The 16714-nt window shown below is 53.3% G+C and carries 12 protein-coding genes and 1 pseudogene; 8 read left to right on the top strand and 5 right to left on the bottom strand.

All coding sequences use genetic code 11. The annotated features are described in order from the left end of the window. Positions 1-98 precede the first annotated feature (98 nt). From pdhR to EE896_RS15840, 5 genes and pseudogenes are all read left to right on the top strand, one after another. Positions 99-863 (top strand): pyruvate dehydrogenase complex transcriptional repressor PdhR, encoded by a 765-nt coding sequence (gene pdhR, locus EE896_RS15860; RefSeq protein ID WP_008925589.1) that lies wholly within the window; start codon positions 99-101, stop codon positions 861-863. 101 nt (positions 864-964) lie between these two features. Continuing rightward, entirely contained in the window at positions 965-3631 is a 2667-nt protein-coding gene (gene aceE, locus EE896_RS15855) for a pyruvate dehydrogenase (acetyl-transferring), homodimeric type (RefSeq protein WP_003854711.1), read from the top strand. 14 nt (positions 3632-3645) lie between these two features. After that, positions 3646-5550 carry a pyruvate dehydrogenase complex dihydrolipoyllysine-residue acetyltransferase gene (gene aceF, locus EE896_RS15850; protein ID WP_140916380.1) on the top strand — a complete coding sequence of 635 codons (1905 nt, stop codon included), beginning with the start codon at positions 3646-3648 and terminating at the stop codon, positions 5548-5550. 160 nt (positions 5551-5710) lie between these two features. Continuing rightward, entirely contained in the window at positions 5711-7135 is a 1425-nt protein-coding gene (gene lpdA, locus EE896_RS15845) for a dihydrolipoyl dehydrogenase (RefSeq protein ID WP_033763238.1), read from the top strand. Between the two features lie 228 nt (positions 7136-7363). After that, positions 7364-7810: pseudogene (locus tag EE896_RS15840) on the top strand (transposase family protein); the annotation flags it as partial. A 266-nt stretch (positions 7811-8076) separates the two neighbouring features. Here the strand turns inward: EE896_RS15840 and EE896_RS15835 are convergent. The 3 genes from EE896_RS15835 to EE896_RS15825 form a co-directional block, all read right to left on the bottom strand. Then, positions 8077-8730 (bottom strand): hypothetical protein, encoded by a 654-nt coding sequence (locus EE896_RS15835; RefSeq protein ID WP_008925593.1) that lies wholly within the window; start codon positions 8728-8730, stop codon positions 8077-8079. Beyond that, positions 8723-9124, bottom strand: coding sequence for a hypothetical protein (locus EE896_RS15830; protein WP_008925594.1), 402 nt, complete (start codon positions 9122-9124; stop codon positions 8723-8725). The genes EE896_RS15835 and EE896_RS15830 overlap by 8 nt, the downstream gene beginning before the upstream one ends. 388 nt (positions 9125-9512) lie before the next feature. Then, the gene (locus EE896_RS15825; protein WP_008925595.1) at positions 9513-10418 is read right to left on the bottom strand and encodes a LysR family transcriptional regulator; all 906 of its coding nucleotides are present in this window, start codon (positions 10416-10418) and stop codon (positions 9513-9515) included. 105 nt (positions 10419-10523) lie between these two features. Here EE896_RS15825 and EE896_RS15820 point away from each other — a divergent pair, with 105 nt between their 5' ends. The 3 genes from EE896_RS15820 (at position 10524) to yacL (ending at position 14789) form a co-directional block, all read left to right on the top strand. Next, complete coding sequence (locus EE896_RS15820) at positions 10524-11033, top strand: phenolic acid decarboxylase (protein WP_039658766.1); 510 nt, start codon at positions 10524-10526, stop codon at positions 11031-11033. A gap of 591 nt (positions 11034-11624) precedes the next feature. Further along, on the top strand, positions 11625-14222 hold the full coding sequence (acnB, locus tag EE896_RS15815; RefSeq protein WP_008925596.1) for a bifunctional aconitate hydratase 2/2-methylisocitrate dehydratase: 2598 nt from the start codon (positions 11625-11627) through the stop codon (positions 14220-14222). Positions 14223-14411: 189 nt separating this feature from the next. Then, positions 14412-14789 (top strand): protein YacL, encoded by a 378-nt coding sequence (yacL, locus tag EE896_RS15810; protein ID WP_003854704.1) that lies wholly within the window; start codon positions 14412-14414, stop codon positions 14787-14789. 48 nt (positions 14790-14837) lie between these two features. On the opposite strand, the gene EE896_RS15805 is transcribed toward yacL, so the two are convergent. Together EE896_RS15805 and EE896_RS15800 are read right to left on the bottom strand one after the other, a co-directional pair. Beyond that, the gene (locus EE896_RS15805) at positions 14838-15509 is read right to left on the bottom strand and encodes an SDR family NAD(P)-dependent oxidoreductase (RefSeq protein WP_181405314.1); all 672 of its coding nucleotides are present in this window, start codon (positions 15507-15509) and stop codon (positions 14838-14840) included. An 8-nt stretch (positions 15510-15517) separates the two neighbouring features. Beyond that, on the bottom strand, positions 15518-16714 hold the full coding sequence (locus tag EE896_RS15800; RefSeq protein WP_140916384.1) for a sialidase family protein: 1197 nt from the start codon (positions 16712-16714) through the stop codon (positions 15518-15520).

Raw genomic sequence — 16714 nt, 5'->3', positions numbered from 1 at the left:
ATATAGACACAAGGTGAATACTTTGTTACTTTACCGGCACCTCATTGCAATTGGTATTACCAATTTACTCCGGACGCCTGGCTTAATAAGAAGGGATGATGGCTTACAGTAAGATTCGCCAACCTAAGCTCTCCGATGCTATCGAGCAACAGCTCGAATCCCTGATTATGGAAGGCACGTTGCGTCCGGGAGAGAAGCTGTTGCCTGAGCGCGAACTCGCCAAACAATTCGATGTCTCACGTCCGTCTCTCCGCGAAGCGATCCAGCGCTTAGAAGCGAAAGGATTATTGCTGCGCCGACAGGGTGGCGGAACGTTCGTGCAGGAGAATCTCTGGCAAAGCTTAAGCGATCCACTCGTTGAGCTGCTCGCCGGCCATCCGGAATCCCAGTTTGATCTGCTGGAAACGCGCCATGCCTTAGAGGGCATTGCCGCCTATTACGCGGCACTGCGCGGCACAGAGGAAGACCTGCGGCGCATTCGCGACTGCCATCTGAATATCCAGCAGGCGCAGGACAGCGGCGATTTAGACGCCGAAGCGGACGCAGTGATGCAGTATCAGATCGCTGTCACAGAAGCAGCCCATAATGTTGTGCTTTTACATTTGCTACGCTCAATGGGCCCTATGCTGGAACAAAACGTTCGTCAGAATTTCGAATTGCTCTACTCGCGCCGGGAAATGCTGGCAAAAGTGAGCGGTCACCGCGCCAGAATCTTTGAGGCGATTGTGGCCCGTGAGCCAGAAAAAGCGCGCGAGGCTTCACACCGTCACCTGGCGTTCATAGAGGAAATCTTGCTGGACAGAAGTCGGGAGCAGAGCCGTCGAGAACGCTCCCTGCGTCGTTTACAGCAACGTAAGGAATGACGTGCGACAAAGATCGTACTGATATCAGACGAGCCTGCCTGCATCTGCTTTAACAGGCTCCCGATTATTCAACGTATTAGACACAGATAAGGAACACACCCATGTCAGAACGTTTACACAATGACGTGGATCCGATTGAAACTCGTGACTGGCTACAGGCGATCGAATCGGTCATCCGTGAAGAAGGTGTTGAACGTGCACAGTATCTGATTGATCAGGTACTGGGTGCAGCCCGCAAAGGCGGCGTAAACGTGGCTGCAGGATCTTCTGCAATCAGCAACTACATCAACTCTATTGCCGTTGAAGATGAACCCGATTATCCGGGCAACACCTCTCTTGAACGTCGTATCCGTTCCGCAATCCGCTGGAACGCCATCATGTCGGTGCTGCGCGCATCGAAGAAAGATCTGGAACTGGGTGGCCACATGTCCTCCTTCCAGTCTTCTGCGACAATTTATGAAGTGTGCTTTAACCACTTCTTCCGCGCGCGCAGTGAGAAGGATGGCGGCGATCTGGTCTATTTCCAGGGCCACATCTCTCCGGGTATCTATGCGCGTGCGTTCCTTGAAGGCCGCCTGACCGAAGAGCAGATGAACAACTTCCGTCAGGAAGTTGACGGTAAAGGCCTCTCTTCTTATCCGCATCCGAAATTGATGCCGGAATTCTGGCAGTTCCCGACCGTATCAATGGGCCTGGGTCCATTGTCAGCGATTTATCAGGCGAAGTTCCTGAAATATCTGGAACACCGTGGCCTGAAAGATACCTCTGCGCAGACCGTTTACGCCTTCCTGGGTGACGGCGAGATGGATGAGCCAGAATCTAAAGGTGCGATCACCATCGCCACCCGTGAAAAACTGGATAACCTGGTCTTCATCATCAACTGCAACCTGCAGCGTCTGGATGGCCCGGTAACCGGTAATGGCAAAATCATCAACGAGCTGGAAGGCATCTTTGCCGGTGCTGGCTGGGAAGTGATCAAGGTCATCTGGGGCGGTCGCTGGGATGAGCTGCTGCGCAAAGATACCAGCGGCAAGCTGATTCAGCTGATGAACGAAACGGTCGACGGTGACTACCAGACCTTTAAATCCCGCGATGGTGCCTATGTGCGTGAGCACTTCTTTGGCAAATATCCGGAAACCGCCGCGCTGGTTAAAGATATGTCCGATGATGAAATCTGGGCATTGAACCGTGGCGGCCACGATCCGAAGAAAATCTACGCGGCACTGAAAAAAGCGCAGGACACCAAAGGCAAGCCAGTATTGATCCTGGCGCATACCATCAAAGGTTATGGTATGGGCGACACCGCGGAAGGCAAAAATATTGCTCACCAGGTGAAGAAGATGAACATGGATGGCGTGCGCTATATCCGTGATCGCTTCAACGTGCCGGTTGCTGATGACAAAATCGAATCACTGCCGTACGTAACCTTCGAAAAAGGCTCAGAAGAACATGCTTATCTGCATGGTCAGCGCGAGAAGTTAGGCGGCTACCTGCCAACGCGTCAGCCGAAGTTCACTGAAAAGCTGGAAATGCCAGCACTCGAAGAGTTCAGTGCGCTGCTGGAAGAGCAGAACAAAGAGATCTCGACCACCATCGCCTTTGTGCGTGCCCTGAATGTGATGCTGAAGAACAAGTCGATCAAAGATCGTCTGGTTCCAATCCTCGCCGATGAAGCGCGTACCTTTGGTATGGAAGGTCTGTTCCGTCAGATCGGTATCTACAGCCCGAACGGTCAGCAGTACACCCCGCAGGACCGCGAGCAGGTTGCATACTATAAAGAAGACGAGAAAGGCCAGATTCTGCAGGAAGGGATCAACGAGCTGGGCGCAGGTTCTTCCTGGCTGGCTGCGGCGACCTCTTACAGCACCAACAACCTGCCGATGATCCCGTTCTACATCTATTACTCGATGTTCGGCTTCCAGCGTATCGGCGATCTGATGTGGCTGGCGGGCGACCAACAGGCGCGCGGCTTCCTGGTCGGCGGCACCTCGGGTCGTACTACCCTGAACGGCGAAGGTCTGCAGCATGAAGATGGTCACAGCCACATTCAGTCTCTGACTATCCCGAATTGTATCTCTTACGATCCTTCATACGCTTATGAAGTGGCTGTCATCATGCATGACGGTCTGGTGCGTATGTATGGCGAAGCGCAGGAGAACGTGTACTACTACATCACCACGCTGAACGAAAACTACCATATGCCAGCCATGCCGAAGGGCGCGGAAGAGGGTATCCGTAAGGGTATCTACAAGCTGGAAACGGTAGAGGGCAGCAAAGGTAAAGTACAGCTGCTGGGCTCAGGTTCTATCCTGCGTCACGTTCGTGAAGCCGCCCAGATTCTGGCGAAAGATTACGGTATCGGCTCTGATGTCTACAGCGTCACCTCGTTCACCGAACTGGCACGTGACGGCCAGGATTGTGAGCGCTGGAACATGCTGCATCCGACTGAAGAAGCGCGCGTACCTTACATCGCTCAGGTGATGAATGACGCACCTGCTGTTGCTTCAACCGACTACATGAAACTGTTCGCTGAGCAGGTTCGTAGCTATGTCCCAGCCAGCGATTATCGCGTACTGGGTACCGATGGCTTTGGTCGCTCTGACAGCCGTGAGAATCTGCGTCATCACTTTGAAGTTGATGCATCTTATGTGGTGGTTGCCGCGCTGGGTGAGCTGGCTAAACGCGGCGAGATCGAGAAGAAAGTGGTGGCTGACGCTATCACCAAATTCAATATCGATGCCGATAAAGTTAACCCGCGTCTGGCTTAAGAGGTAATAGAGTAATGGCTATCGAAATTAAGGTACCGGATATCGGGTCTGACGAAGTTGAAGTCACCGAGATTCTGGTGAAAGTTGGCGACAAGGTGGAAGCCGAGCAGTCGCTGATCACCGTGGAAGGCGACAAAGCCTCAATGGAAGTGCCGTCGCCACAGGCTGGCGTAGTCAAAGAGATTAAAATCTCTACCGGTGACAAAGTTGAGACCGGTTCGCTGATCATGATGTTTGATGCTGAAGGCGCTGCGGAAGCAGCCCCTGCCGCCGCCGAAGAGAAGAAAGCGGATGCGGCGCCTGCGCCAGCCGCTGCTGCGGCCACTGCCAGCAAAGAAGTGGCTGTGCCGGATATCGGCGGTGACGAAGTCGAAGTCACTGAGATTCTGGTTAAGGTTGGCGACAAAGTCGAAGCCGAGCAGTCACTGATTGTCGTCGAAGGTGACAAAGCGTCAATGGAAGTCCCGGCTCCGTTCGCGGGTGTGGTCAAAGCGATCACCATTGCGACCGGCGACAAAGTCAGCACCGGTTCAGCCATCATGGTCTTTGAAGCAGAAGGTGCAGCACCGGCCTCTGATGCGAAGCCAGAAGTGAAAGAAGAAGCGGCATCGGCACCTGCCGCGGCTGCGGGCGCAAAAGACGTTAACGTTCCGGATATCGGGGGAGACGAAGTTGAAGTCACCGAGATCCTCGTTAAGGTTGGCGACAAGGTGGAAGCTGAGCAGTCACTGATCGTGGTTGAAGGCGACAAAGCCTCTATGGAAGTGCCGGCACCGTTTGCGGGTATCGTCAAAGAGCTGAAAGTCGCGACGGGCGATAAAGTCAGCACCGGCTCACTGATCATGGTGTTCGAAGTCGAAGGTGCTGCTCCGGCTGCCCCTGCGGCTGCGAAACAGGAAGCCGCACCGGCGCCTGCTGCCAAATCTGAAGCGAAAGCCGCAGCAGCACCTGCCGCCGCTAAAGCAGAAAGCAAAGGTGAGTTCGCAGAGAACGACGCTTACGTTCACGCTACCCCGGTGATTCGTCGCCTGGCGCGCGAGTTCGGTGTTAACCTGGCGAAAGTCAAAGGCACCGGCCGTAAAGGTCGCATTCTGAAAGAAGACGTGCAGACTTACGTGAAAGAGGCTGTGAAACGCGCTGAAGCAGCACCTGCTGCGGCCAGCGGCGGCGGTCTGCCTGGCATGCTGCCATGGCCGAAAGTTGATTTCAGTAAGTTTGGCGAAATCGAAGAAGTCGAACTGGGCCGTATCCAGAAAATTTCTGGCGCGAACCTGAGCCGTAACTGGGTGATGATCCCGCACGTTACGCATTTCGACAAAACTGATATCACCGACCTGGAAGCTTTCCGTAAGCAGCAGAATGCTGAAGCAGAGAAGCGTAAGCTGGATGTGAAGTACACCCCAGTGGTGTTCATCATGAAAGCGGTCGCTGCGGCGCTTGAGCAGATGCCACGCTTCAACAGTTCGCTGTCTGAAGATGCGCAGAAACTGACGCTGAAGAAATATATCAATATCGGTGTGGCGGTTGATACGCCAAATGGCCTGGTTGTTCCGGTCTTTAAAGACGTGAATAAGAAAGGCATTACCGAGCTGTCCCGTGAACTGATGGCGATTTCGAAGAAAGCGCGTGACGGTAAGCTGACAGCGGGCGACATGCAGGGCGGATGCTTCACCATCTCCAGCCTGGGCGGCCTGGGCACTACCCACTTCGCGCCGATCGTTAACGCGCCGGAAGTGGCTATCCTGGGTGTCTCTAAATCGGCGATGGAACCGGTGTGGAACGGTAAAGAGTTTACTCCGCGTCTGATGATGCCGATTTCTCTCTCCTTCGACCACCGCGTGATCGACGGTGCTGATGGTGCGCGATTCATCACCATTATCGGCAATATGCTGTCTGATATTCGCCGTTTAGTTATGTAAATGTTAAGAAGGCCGGCGAATGCCGGCCTTCCTTTAACGATTCGTCGCGCCGCTGTTGGCAGTTTGTTAACAATTCTGTAAACTCTTGCGGTGAAAGTCCCGGTGGAACAAGGGCATTATAAGAACGTCTGACCCGCCGGATATCAATTAAGAGGTCATGATGAGTACAGAGATGAAAACCCAGGTCGTGGTACTTGGGGCAGGTCCTGCAGGTTACTCTGCAGCCTTCCGTTGTGCGGATTTAGGTCTGGAAACCGTACTGGTAGAGCGTTACAGCACCCTCGGTGGTGTTTGTCTGAACGTCGGTTGTATCCCATCTAAAGCGCTGCTGCACGTTGCTAAAGTGATTGAAGAGGCGAAAGCCCTTGAAGAGCATGGCATTGTGTTTGGCCAGCCATCTACTGATATCAACAAGATTCGCAGCTGGAAAGAGAAGGTTATCAACCAGTTGACTGGCGGCCTGTCAGGTATGGCAAAAGGTCGTAAAGTCACCGTGGTTAATGGCCTGGGCAAATTCACCGGTGCTAACACCCTGGTGGTTGAAGGAGAAGGCGGCGCGACCACCATCAACTTCGATAATGCCATCATCGCTGCGGGTTCACGCCCAATCGAACTGCCATTCATTCCACATGAAGATCCACGCGTCTGGGACTCTACCGATGCGCTGGAACTGAAAGAAGTGCCGAAGCGTCTGCTGGTTATGGGCGGCGGCATCATCGGTCTGGAAATGGCGACGGTTTATCATGCGCTGGGTTCAGAGATCGATGTGGTTGAGATGTTCGACCAGGTTATCCCGGCTGCGGATAAAGACGTGGTGAAAGTCTTTACCAGGAAAATCAGCAAGAAATTTAACCTGATGCTGGAAACCAAAGTGACCGCCGTTGAAGCGAAAGACGATGGCATTTACGTTTCCATGGAAGGTAAAAAAGCACCAGGTGAAGCGCAGCGTTATGACGCGGTGCTGGTAGCTATCGGTCGTGTGCCGAACGGTAAAGGTCTGGATGCTGGTAAAGCGGGCGTGGAAGTGGACGATCGCGGTTTCATCCGCGTCGACAAGCAGATGCGTACCAACGTGCCACACATCTATGCTATCGGCGACATCGTCGGTCAGCCAATGCTGGCGCATAAAGGTGTGCATGAAGGCCACGTTGCCGCCGAAGTGATCTCCGGTCTGAAGCACTACTTCGATCCGAAAGTGATCCCTTCAATTGCCTATACTGAGCCAGAAGTTGCCTGGGTCGGTCTGACCGAGAAAGAAGCGAAAGAGAAAGGCATCAGCTACGAGACCTCCACCTTCCCGTGGGCTGCTTCAGGCCGTGCTATCGCTTCTGATTGTGCAGACGGTATGACCAAACTGATTTTCGACAAAGAGACGCACCGTATTATTGGTGGCGCGATTGTCGGCACTAACGGCGGTGAGCTGTTAGGCGAAATCGGTCTGGCGATTGAGATGGGTTGTGATGCGGAAGATATCGCGCTGACCATCCATGCTCACCCGACCCTGCATGAGTCAGTGGGTCTGGCTGCAGAGATCTTCGAAGGTAGCATCACCGATCTGCCTAACGCGAAAGCGAAGAAGAAATAAGTTTCTGCCGCAGCTATTGAGAAAGCTCCCGTAATGGGGGCTTTTTTTTGGCCTGGATTCTGGTGGTGGGATTAGGTGTGATGTTGGGTAAAATCAGAGCGTTAAATTTGGTGGAATTTTTGAGTGCGAATAAGTATTTAGTAATCAGGCAAATAAATTTAGAGTGCTCCACGCGTTAGCAGGGGATAAACCGCCTGTAAATCATGGTTATCCCACGTGACACGTTTTATTGCAGCGGCAGATCTGCTGAATGAACGTGTACTGTCAATTTATGCGTCTCAGGGCCTGCCAATTCTAAGAATACTGACCGAAGGAGGCATAGAGTACTGTGGCAAAGTGGAGCAGCATGATTATCAACTTTGTCTGGCAATAAATGATATAGACCATACGAAGACCAAAGCGATGTCACCATAGACGAACGGCAACTGCGATGCGGTTCCACATCACGATATTGCAGGAATTATATCAGGTGACGTTCCACAAAAACCTGTATGGTGAACCCGACACATTAAAATCTGATCTTAATGACTGGCTGGCTCACTTAATAATTAGCGAACTCATCAGGGGAAAATGTGCCCTGGCCGGACGCTTATGGAAATATTACTTGATGGAAAACGCCTCTGGGCTGAGAAGAATTCAATCCAAATATACTCTGATAGATACCTGTATAAATAACGGGTAACTTTCAGATGAGGCCTGAGCTGATAAAACTTAGTATAGCCCCATGAGGGGCTTACTGATTTGGCCGTTCAGGTAAGACCTTACCTATCAGATAGACAACCCCTATAGATAAGCCAATCGCTATAAGCCTCTCATGCCACGTTTCATAGTGAAAGAACCAGTAGCAGCATAGTAAGAGCAAGAACCCGCCTATGATCGCACCTGACGCCTCTATAAGGCTATACATGATGCGTTTACCTAAGCTCAACTTAGCCGGCCCATTATCTCGCATTAGCGTTTACCTCCTGGTCTACCATCTCAATGATCTTCTCAAAAGCCGGTTGTCCCTGAGTTCGCTTTACATTCAGAGCTTCTAAGAAGGGGTTCAGAGCTGGCTCAACTAAGAAGTAAAGTAAATCATAGTTCCGCACGCGTAGCGCGTTGTAGACTTCTGGGTTGTTCTTTTGAAGCTTTTCAGAGGTGTAGACACATCTCTCTGTCATGCCACCGATCAGTAAAGCATTACCAATCAGGCCACCTCTGACCGCAACAAGGAAGGAGCTACGCTGCGCAATGGTAGTTGCTAACCTTCCGGCTATTAGTGAGTTCGTAAGCGTCCGGCCAGCAACTGAAGCCATCGTTTTGCTATAGATAGCGTTCTGCTTGAATTCAGGCACATTCTTGTTGAAGATATTGAGCACAGTCTCGATTGTCTTCATGAAGTTGTGATTTTCAAGAATGCCATGCCTGATGGCACTAACCATCCTTATTTTCTCTGTTTCACGTTGATAGCGGCTGTCTGTATCAAGAAATCCATAGGCAAGATAGCCAATGTCTGTAGGCACAGACAGGACTCCATGCATTAATCCTATCGCTGACTCAGGCGATATAATGATTTTGGCTATACGCTTTGCGATCTCACTGTAGCTACGCATCCTGAAGGTCCTTATCCTCGCTTACTTTGACTACATAGTAGTCCCTTGCTTCCGGCACTATCCTATCAACCTTGATGCCGACTGTGCCATTGCTTACCTCATCGTAAGGAACACGGTCTATCTCAATGCTTTCAATATTGAGTAAGTGCCAATGATTCTCACTGTGCTGTATTGCGATTTTATCAAACCTTGAGACAGTAAAGTTGCTGTCGGCAGGGATTATAAGGGAGTAAACCACCGCTCGATCATAGCAGTGATTGAAGTCGAGCCGGTGAAGGCTGTGTCTGAAGTCCATGAGGCATTCTTGCTTGAAGGCTTCACGAGCAGCCTCTTTGCTGATAACCCCTGATTCTATCATGTGATAGATGTTGAAAAGCTCATAGGTGAATGTCATACCTCGATTAGCTATCTCAGCATCAGTAATTTGGTTTTCGTTAAAGGGGATCGGCTCTCGTTCTTTAGGCGCTTTGTATCGACGGTGATTGACTGTGTAGATAGCTTTAGTGCCGGATAGACCAAAGATTACCGCTTTGGGCCAGCAATCTGATCGTATGAGAACGTTTGGTATATTAAGATATAGATTACTATAATCTATACATAATGATTGCGATTACTTGAGCAGCGTTCCGGCCTTCACCACAGCCTTATATAACCACAATCAGGGGCCTGCCAATGATCGCCAATCTGGTGTTCCACGCTTGAGGGGGATAAACCGCAGCTTAATCTTTGGAATGCGTGTTTTTTGCGTGTTCCCCGCGTCAACGGAAACAATCTCAGCCTCTTTAGCGCTCAGCTATGCGCTTCTCCTGCGCCACCCGTTCAATAAACATCTGCGCCAGTGCCGCAATGGCGCTATTGGCCGGCAGTCTCTCTTCGTTTATATGCATCACCAGTGAACTGCTGCGTCGGCGGCCCTGCAGTAGCGGCAGGGGACGAAGCTCACCGCTCTCTAAAAGCGCGGCGATATTCTGTTCCGGCAGCCAGCCATAACCTAACTGGTGCTGGACCGCCTCAATCGCGGCCGACAGTGTTGTAAATGACCAGTTTTCCGCTTGTTCGCCATTCACCTCTGACTGCTGCTGTTGCTGACGATCCAGTATGGTAATGCAGGGCCAGCGAGCCAGCGTGGCCGCATTAAGCGGGGCGGGTTCGCGGTGTAATGGGTGGTCGCGATGGGCAACGGCGACGAAATCGACACTCATCAGGCTTTCGCCTGCAAACTGCGTATCGCCCTGCTGCGCCACCAGCCAGAGATCGGCCTGATTTTCCGCCAGTCTGTCAGGCGTTTCACTTCGGACGATTTCGCTGAACCAGATACGCACATGGGGATAGCGCTGCTGAAAGGTCTGGAGCACATCAAACAGCAAATGTTTGGGCAGCGTCGCATCGACCATCAGATCGATGCGTGACCGCTCGCCGCGTTGTAGTGCATTAGCCTGCGCCTCAAGCGCACTGAATCCCGCCAGCAAAGGACGCACCTGCGCGAGCAACTGATGTCCCTCTGCACTCAGCATCGCACGGCGGCCCTCCTGCTGTAACAGCGTCAGCCCCAGCCGCTGCTGAAGCAGGCCCAGCTGGTAGCTCAATGAAGACTGGCTGCGATGGTTCTTCTCCGCTGCCAGCGCAAAACTCCCTTCATTGACTACTGCATCGAGCAGATACCACTGTTCCAGCGTTGTCCTGTACATGTTGACTCATCTAAAAAATGAATTATTTAGCGCTAAAAATAGCGTTATTCATCGCTTTTGTAACGCGCAATAATCCTCTCAACGGAAACAAATGAGGAGTTAATCATGAGTACTTTTGATAAACATGACCTGTCTGGCATCGTCGGTAAACATCTGGTTTATACCTATGACAATGGCTGGAACTACGAGCTCTACATCAAAAATGCCAGCACCATCGACTACCGTATTCACAGCGGCATGGTGGGAAATCGCTGGGTTAAAAATCAGCATGTCTATGTCGTTCGTCTGGCGCAGGATGTCTATAAAGTCTCCTGGACCGAACCTACCGGCACCGATGTCAGCCTGGCCGTTAATCTGGCCGATAAAATCTTCCATGGCACCATCTTCTTCCCTCGCTGGGTAATGAACAACCCGGAAAAAACCGTCTGCTTCCAGAACGATCATCTGGAAGAGATGGCAAAATTCCGCGAAACGGGTCCGGCTTATCCAACTGAGATTATCGATGAATTCGCGACGCTGACCGTTATCCGCGAAGTGGGCGAAAATAATGAAAGCGTGATTGATTGTCCGCCTGACCAGCTGCCTGCCTATTGGCCAGCTAACCTGCAAAATTAACGCAGAACAAAAACGGTCATGGCGTCCATTTGTTAAAAATGGATTGCCCAGGCAGGCAGTGCAGGTATTAAAAGAGAATTGAGCCCTCTTGCCATGACGGAAAGGGAAGAGGGCGCGTTCTGGCGGCGGGACCAGCCACTATCACTGCAGGAAATGAAAACTACGCTGTAATCCTCTGACGCCAAAAGAACCTCACACTTCGCTCTGGTGTTGAGATTTTGTCAAACTCACCGCTGTTTTACACCCGATTCACACCGCGTTCTATTCCTGTCGGTTATCTATTTCACTGAATCATTTCGCTTAAACCGCTGCAAAGCTGACCTTATCGTGTCGCCATTTCACTGGAATACGGTAAGCTGCTGTGAGACCAAATCGGCTCACTCAGGAGCCTGATGCGGGGAGATAAGCGGGCAGAATGGGCGTAGTGGATTATGTTGTATTTTTGTAAACAGATTAACAAACAGACGGAATCCTGCTATTCTGCCCTCCGCGAAACCGGGCACCTCAACCTGGACGAGAAAGGGAAGTGTGTTCTCCATAAGTGAGCAAGGTGGTCGGAAAGCCCTACATAATGAGAGCGAGGATAACGTCGTGCTAGAAGAATACCGTAAGCACGTTGCCGAGCGTGCTGCCCAGGGAATTGTACCTAAGCCTTTAGAGGCTTCCCAGATGGCCGCGCTGGTTGAACTGCTGAAAAATCCACCTGCGGGTGAAGAAGAATTTTTGACCGATTTATTGGTCAACCGAGTCCCACCTGGCGTCGATGAAGCGGCGTATGTCAAAGCCGGTTTCCTGGCGGCTGTCGCCAAAGGCGAAGCAACCTCTCCTCTGATATCTCCTGAAAAAGCGGTTGAACTGCTCGGCACCATGCAGGGTGGTTACAATATTCACCCGCTGATTGAAGCGCTGGACGATAGCAAGCTTGCCCCAATTGCGGCGAAAGCCCTTTCACACACCCTGCTGATGTTCGACAACTTCTATGATGTCGAAGAGAAAGCGAAAGCGGGTAATGAATACGCGAAGCAGGTGATGCAATCGTGGGCCGATGCGGAATGGTATCTGTCACGTCCTGAACTGGCTGAGAAAATCACCGTTACGGTGTTCAAAGTCACTGGCGAAACCAACACCGACGATCTCTCTCCAGCCCAGGATGCCTGGTCACGTCCGGACATTCCACTGCACGCCCTGGCGATGCTGAAAAATGCCCGTGAAGGCATTGAGCCGGATGAGGCAGGCAACATCGGTCCGATCAAACAGATCGAAGCGCTTAAGACCAAAGGCTTCCCGCTGGCCTATGTCGGCGATGTGGTCGGAACCGGTTCCTCGCGTAAATCTGCCACCAACTCGGTGCTGTGGTTTATGGGCGACGACATCCCGAACGTGCCAAATAAAAAAGGCGGCGGCGTGGTGCTGGGCAGCAAAATTGCGCCAATCTTCTTCAACACCATGGAAGATGCAGGCGCACTGCCGATTGAAGTTGACGTCAACAACCTGAACATGGGTGATGTCATCGACATCTATCCGTTTAAAGGCGAAGTCCGCAATCACGAAACCAACGAACTGCTGGCCAGCTTCGAACTCAAAACCGAAGTGGTGATTGACGAAGTGCGTGCCGGTGGCCGTATTCCGCTGATCATCGGTCGTGGACTGACCACCAAAGCGCGTGAGTCACTGGGTCTGCCGCACAGCACCGTATTCCGTCAGGCGAAAGATGTTGCGGAGAGCACCCGTGGCTTCTCACTGGCGCAGAAAATGGTGGGCCGCGCCTGTGGCGTAGCCGGTGTTCGTCCAGGCGCCTATTGCGAACCGAAGATGACCTCGGTTGGCTCGCAGGATACCACCGGCCCGATGACCCGTGATGAGCTGAAAGATCTGGCTTGTCTGGGCTTCTCGACCGATCTGGTGATGCAGTCCTTCTGTCACACTGCCGCGTATCCTAAGCCAGTGGACGTGAGTACGCACCACACGCTGCCAGACTTCATCATGAACCGTGGTGGTGTATCACTGCGTCCGGGTGACGGCATTATCCACAGCTGGCTGAACCGTATGCTGCTGCCGGATACCGTGGGCACCGGTGGTGACTCCCATACCCGTTTCCCTATCGGCATCTCTTTCCCGGCGGGTTCAGGCCTGGTGGCGTTTGCCGCCGCGACCGGCGTTATGCCGCTCGACATGCCGGAATCGGTGCTGGTGCGCTTCAAAGGTAAAATGGAGCCAGGCATTACGCTGCGCGATCTGGTTCACGCCATCCCGCTGTATGCGATCAAACAGGGTCTGCTGACCGTTGAGAAGAAAGGTAAGAAAAACATCTTCTCTGGCCGTATCCTGGAGATTGAAGGTCTGCCGGATCTGAAGGTCGAGCAGGCGTTTGAGCTGTCTGATGCGTCAGCAGAGCGTTCCGCTGCGGGCTGTACCATCAAGCTGGATAAAGCACCGATTATTGAATACCTGAACTCCAACATTGTACTGCTGAAGTGGATGATCGCAGAAGGCTACGGCGATCGTCGTACACTGGAGCGTCGTGTTGAAAGCATGCAGAAATGGCTGGCCGATCCTCAGTTGCTGGAAGCAGACGCCGATGCTGAATATGCTGCGGTGATCGAAATCGATCTGGCTGACATCAAAGAGCCGATCCTCTGCGCACCAAACGATCCGGACGATGCACGTCTGCTCTCTGACGTTCAGGGCGAGAAGATCGACGAAGTGTTCATCGGCTCATGCATGACTAACATTGGTCACTTCCGTGCCGCCGGTAAACTGCTGGATAGCCACAAAGGTCAGCTGCCAACGCGTCTGTGGGTGGCACCGCCAACCAAGATGGATGCAGCACAGCTAACCGAAGAGGGCTACTACAGCGTATTCGGCAAAAGCGGTGCGCGTATCGAGATCCCAGGCTGTTCACTCTGCATGGGTAACCAGGCACGTGTTGCAGACGGTGCGACGGTGGTTTCCACCTCGACCCGTAACTTCCCGAACCGTCTGGGTAATGGCGCTAACGTCTACCTGGCATCTGCGGAGCTGGCTGCGGTCGCGTCTCTGCTTGGCAAACTGCCAACGCCGGATGAGTATCAGCAATTCATGGAGCAGGTTGATAAAACAGCCAGCGACACTTATCGCTATCTCAACTTTGACCAGCTGGCGCAGTACACTGACAAAGCTGACGGCGTGATTTTCCAGACTGCGGTCTGATTCTTCACCTGGCAGTAACAGAAAGGGGCGATGATTCGCCCCTTTTTTTCGTCCCGGCATTGGCCAGAGAGACGATCAAAAGCTGGATTTCGCCAGACAGCCTGTAATAATGCGCGACGTGTCACACTTTGCCGCGCAGGCAGCGCTGACACTCATTTAGTGACGCGATGACGTTAAGAGGAACGGGCGATGGAATATGAATTTTTACGCGATGTGACCGGACAGATTAAAGTTCGTATGTCGATGGATCATGAAGCGGTCGGCCACTGGTTCAACGAAGAGGTGAAAAACGATCCAGGATTGCTGGATGAAGTCGAAGCCGCAATCGAAGACGTCAAAGGCAGCGTGCGTCAGTGGCAGCGCGTCGGTAGCGAGTACACCATCCTGCTGGATGAGGAAGAGGTAATGATTCGCGCCAACCTGCTGGCTCTGGAAGATGACGGCATGGAGGAGGGGATGAACTACTACGACGAAGAGAGCCTCTCCTTCTGCGGCATTGAAGATTTTCAGCTGGTGATCGCCGCCTATCGCCAGTTTGTGAACCAGTACGGTAAACCCGTACGGTAATTTTTACGCTGATACAGGCCGGGCTACCCGAGTCGCCCGGCCTGTTCATCAACTCAGCGACGCACCGCCGCACATCACCAGCTGCTGACCGGTGATTGTCGCGGCCGCAGGCGAAAGCAGGAACCCGACCAGTCCGGCGACTTCCTGCGGCTGAATATAGCGGCCTATCGGTGGCAAGCGCGGCGGGGAACTGGCCCGGCCCTTCTGTTGTAGCATCGGCGTTTCGGTGGCACCTGGCGCCACGATATTGGCTGTAATGCCGCGCGGTGCCAGCTCTGCCGCCCAGCTGCGCACCATGCCGATCATCGCCGATTTAGTGGCCACATACTGACTACGGCACGCCGCACCGCCTGACGTGCGACTACCCAGCAACACGATTCTGCCGCCCGCGTTCATCCGGGGCGCAAAATGGTTGGCCAGCTGTTCTGCGGCGGCAACATGCAGTTGCCACAGGCGTGTGCTGGCGTTCAGATCCAGCTCCCCGAGCGGCGCGGCCTGCATCATTCCCGCTGCATGGATCACCGCCTGCGGCACCGGCAGTTTGTCCAGTAAAGCCTGCAATGCCGCACTGTCGCTGATATCGATCTGATGGCTCTGCCAGCCCGCGTCTGACCGGTTTATCGCCGATCGGCTCAGGCCAATCACCTGCCAGCCCTCAGCCAGCAAACGATCCACAATCGCCTGGCCGATGCCGGAACTGGCTCCGGTCACCAGCGCCATCTTTTCAATCACGCGTCACCTCCCTGCACCCAGGACTCATCAACCCGCACATACTTAATCGCCTGGCGATACCAGGTGTAGGCGATATGCAGTTCACCGTTTACGCCCTGTTTGATGCTGGGGTAGGAGAACTCACGGTTTAACTTCTGCTGAGAGTTATTGGTCATGCAGTAGCCATCGCCTTCATCCAGATTGCGCTGCAGCGGCCAGCTTTTACCGCCATCCGTGGAAATCGCCAGCGTCATTGGCGCACGTGGCGCGCCCCAGAAGGCGGTGCGCCCGCTATGCACCATCGGCTCAGCGGCGATTGCAACGTCACCGTTTTCTTCTTCATCTTCAATTTCGTCATACAGCGATAACCGACGTTCACTGGCACCTTCGGCGCTCATGGCATTGAACACCAGCGCCAGATGACCGTTGCGCAGCGTCGTCACCTGAATTGAAGAATTATTATTAGGCAGTGACAGCGGCTCGGGCGCACTCCAGCTTTCACCCTGATCAAACGAGCGGCTCTGGTAGATGTGGTCGGCCCAGCGGCTGCGGTAGAGGGCCAGCAGCGAACCATCATCCAGCAGAGTAACGTTCATATGAACGCAGCCGGTGCTGTCAGGCACGCTGACGTCGCGCCAGCTCTGGCCTTTATCTTCGGAGATTTTCACGGCGCTAACGTCATAGCTGCCGACCCACTTTTCGCCGGGCTGCGTCAGGCAGTAAAACACCGGCAGCAACCAGTTGCCGTTAGGAAGCACCACAATCGGCTGGCGAATAAAGGTGCCGGGCTTGTCCAGCAGGGTTTCGATCTCGCCCCAGCTTTTGCCCATATCATGAGACTGGCGATAGCGCACAATCGCGGTGTCCTGATTGCCCGCTTTCTGCGCCGTCCACAGTAGCCATAGCACCTGGTCAGGATCGAGAAACAGCACTGGGTTCTGTTCTGAACGGCTGGGATCGTCAGAGAGTTTCTGCGCGTCACTCCAGCGGTCGCTGCCTTTTTTCAGCTGGGAACACCAGACCGAGATATCGGCGATCCCTTCCTGTGTGCCGCCAAACCAGACGCAGAGTAGATCACCATCAGGCAGCGGCAGCAGGTTGGCCGCATGGTTTTGCGGGCAGGAGGAGGGCAGCATCGCAACCTGCTGCGCGCTGTCCTGCGGGTGAGGCGCTAGCAGGCCGGTGCGTTCTGCGGTGACGGTTTCCTGAGTCAT

It is taken from the genome of Pantoea eucalypti, from assembly GCF_009646115.1.
Lineage (GTDB): Bacteria > Pseudomonadota > Gammaproteobacteria > Enterobacterales > Enterobacteriaceae > Pantoea > Pantoea eucalypti.
This window is presented reverse-complemented; position numbering and strand designations above follow the sequence as displayed.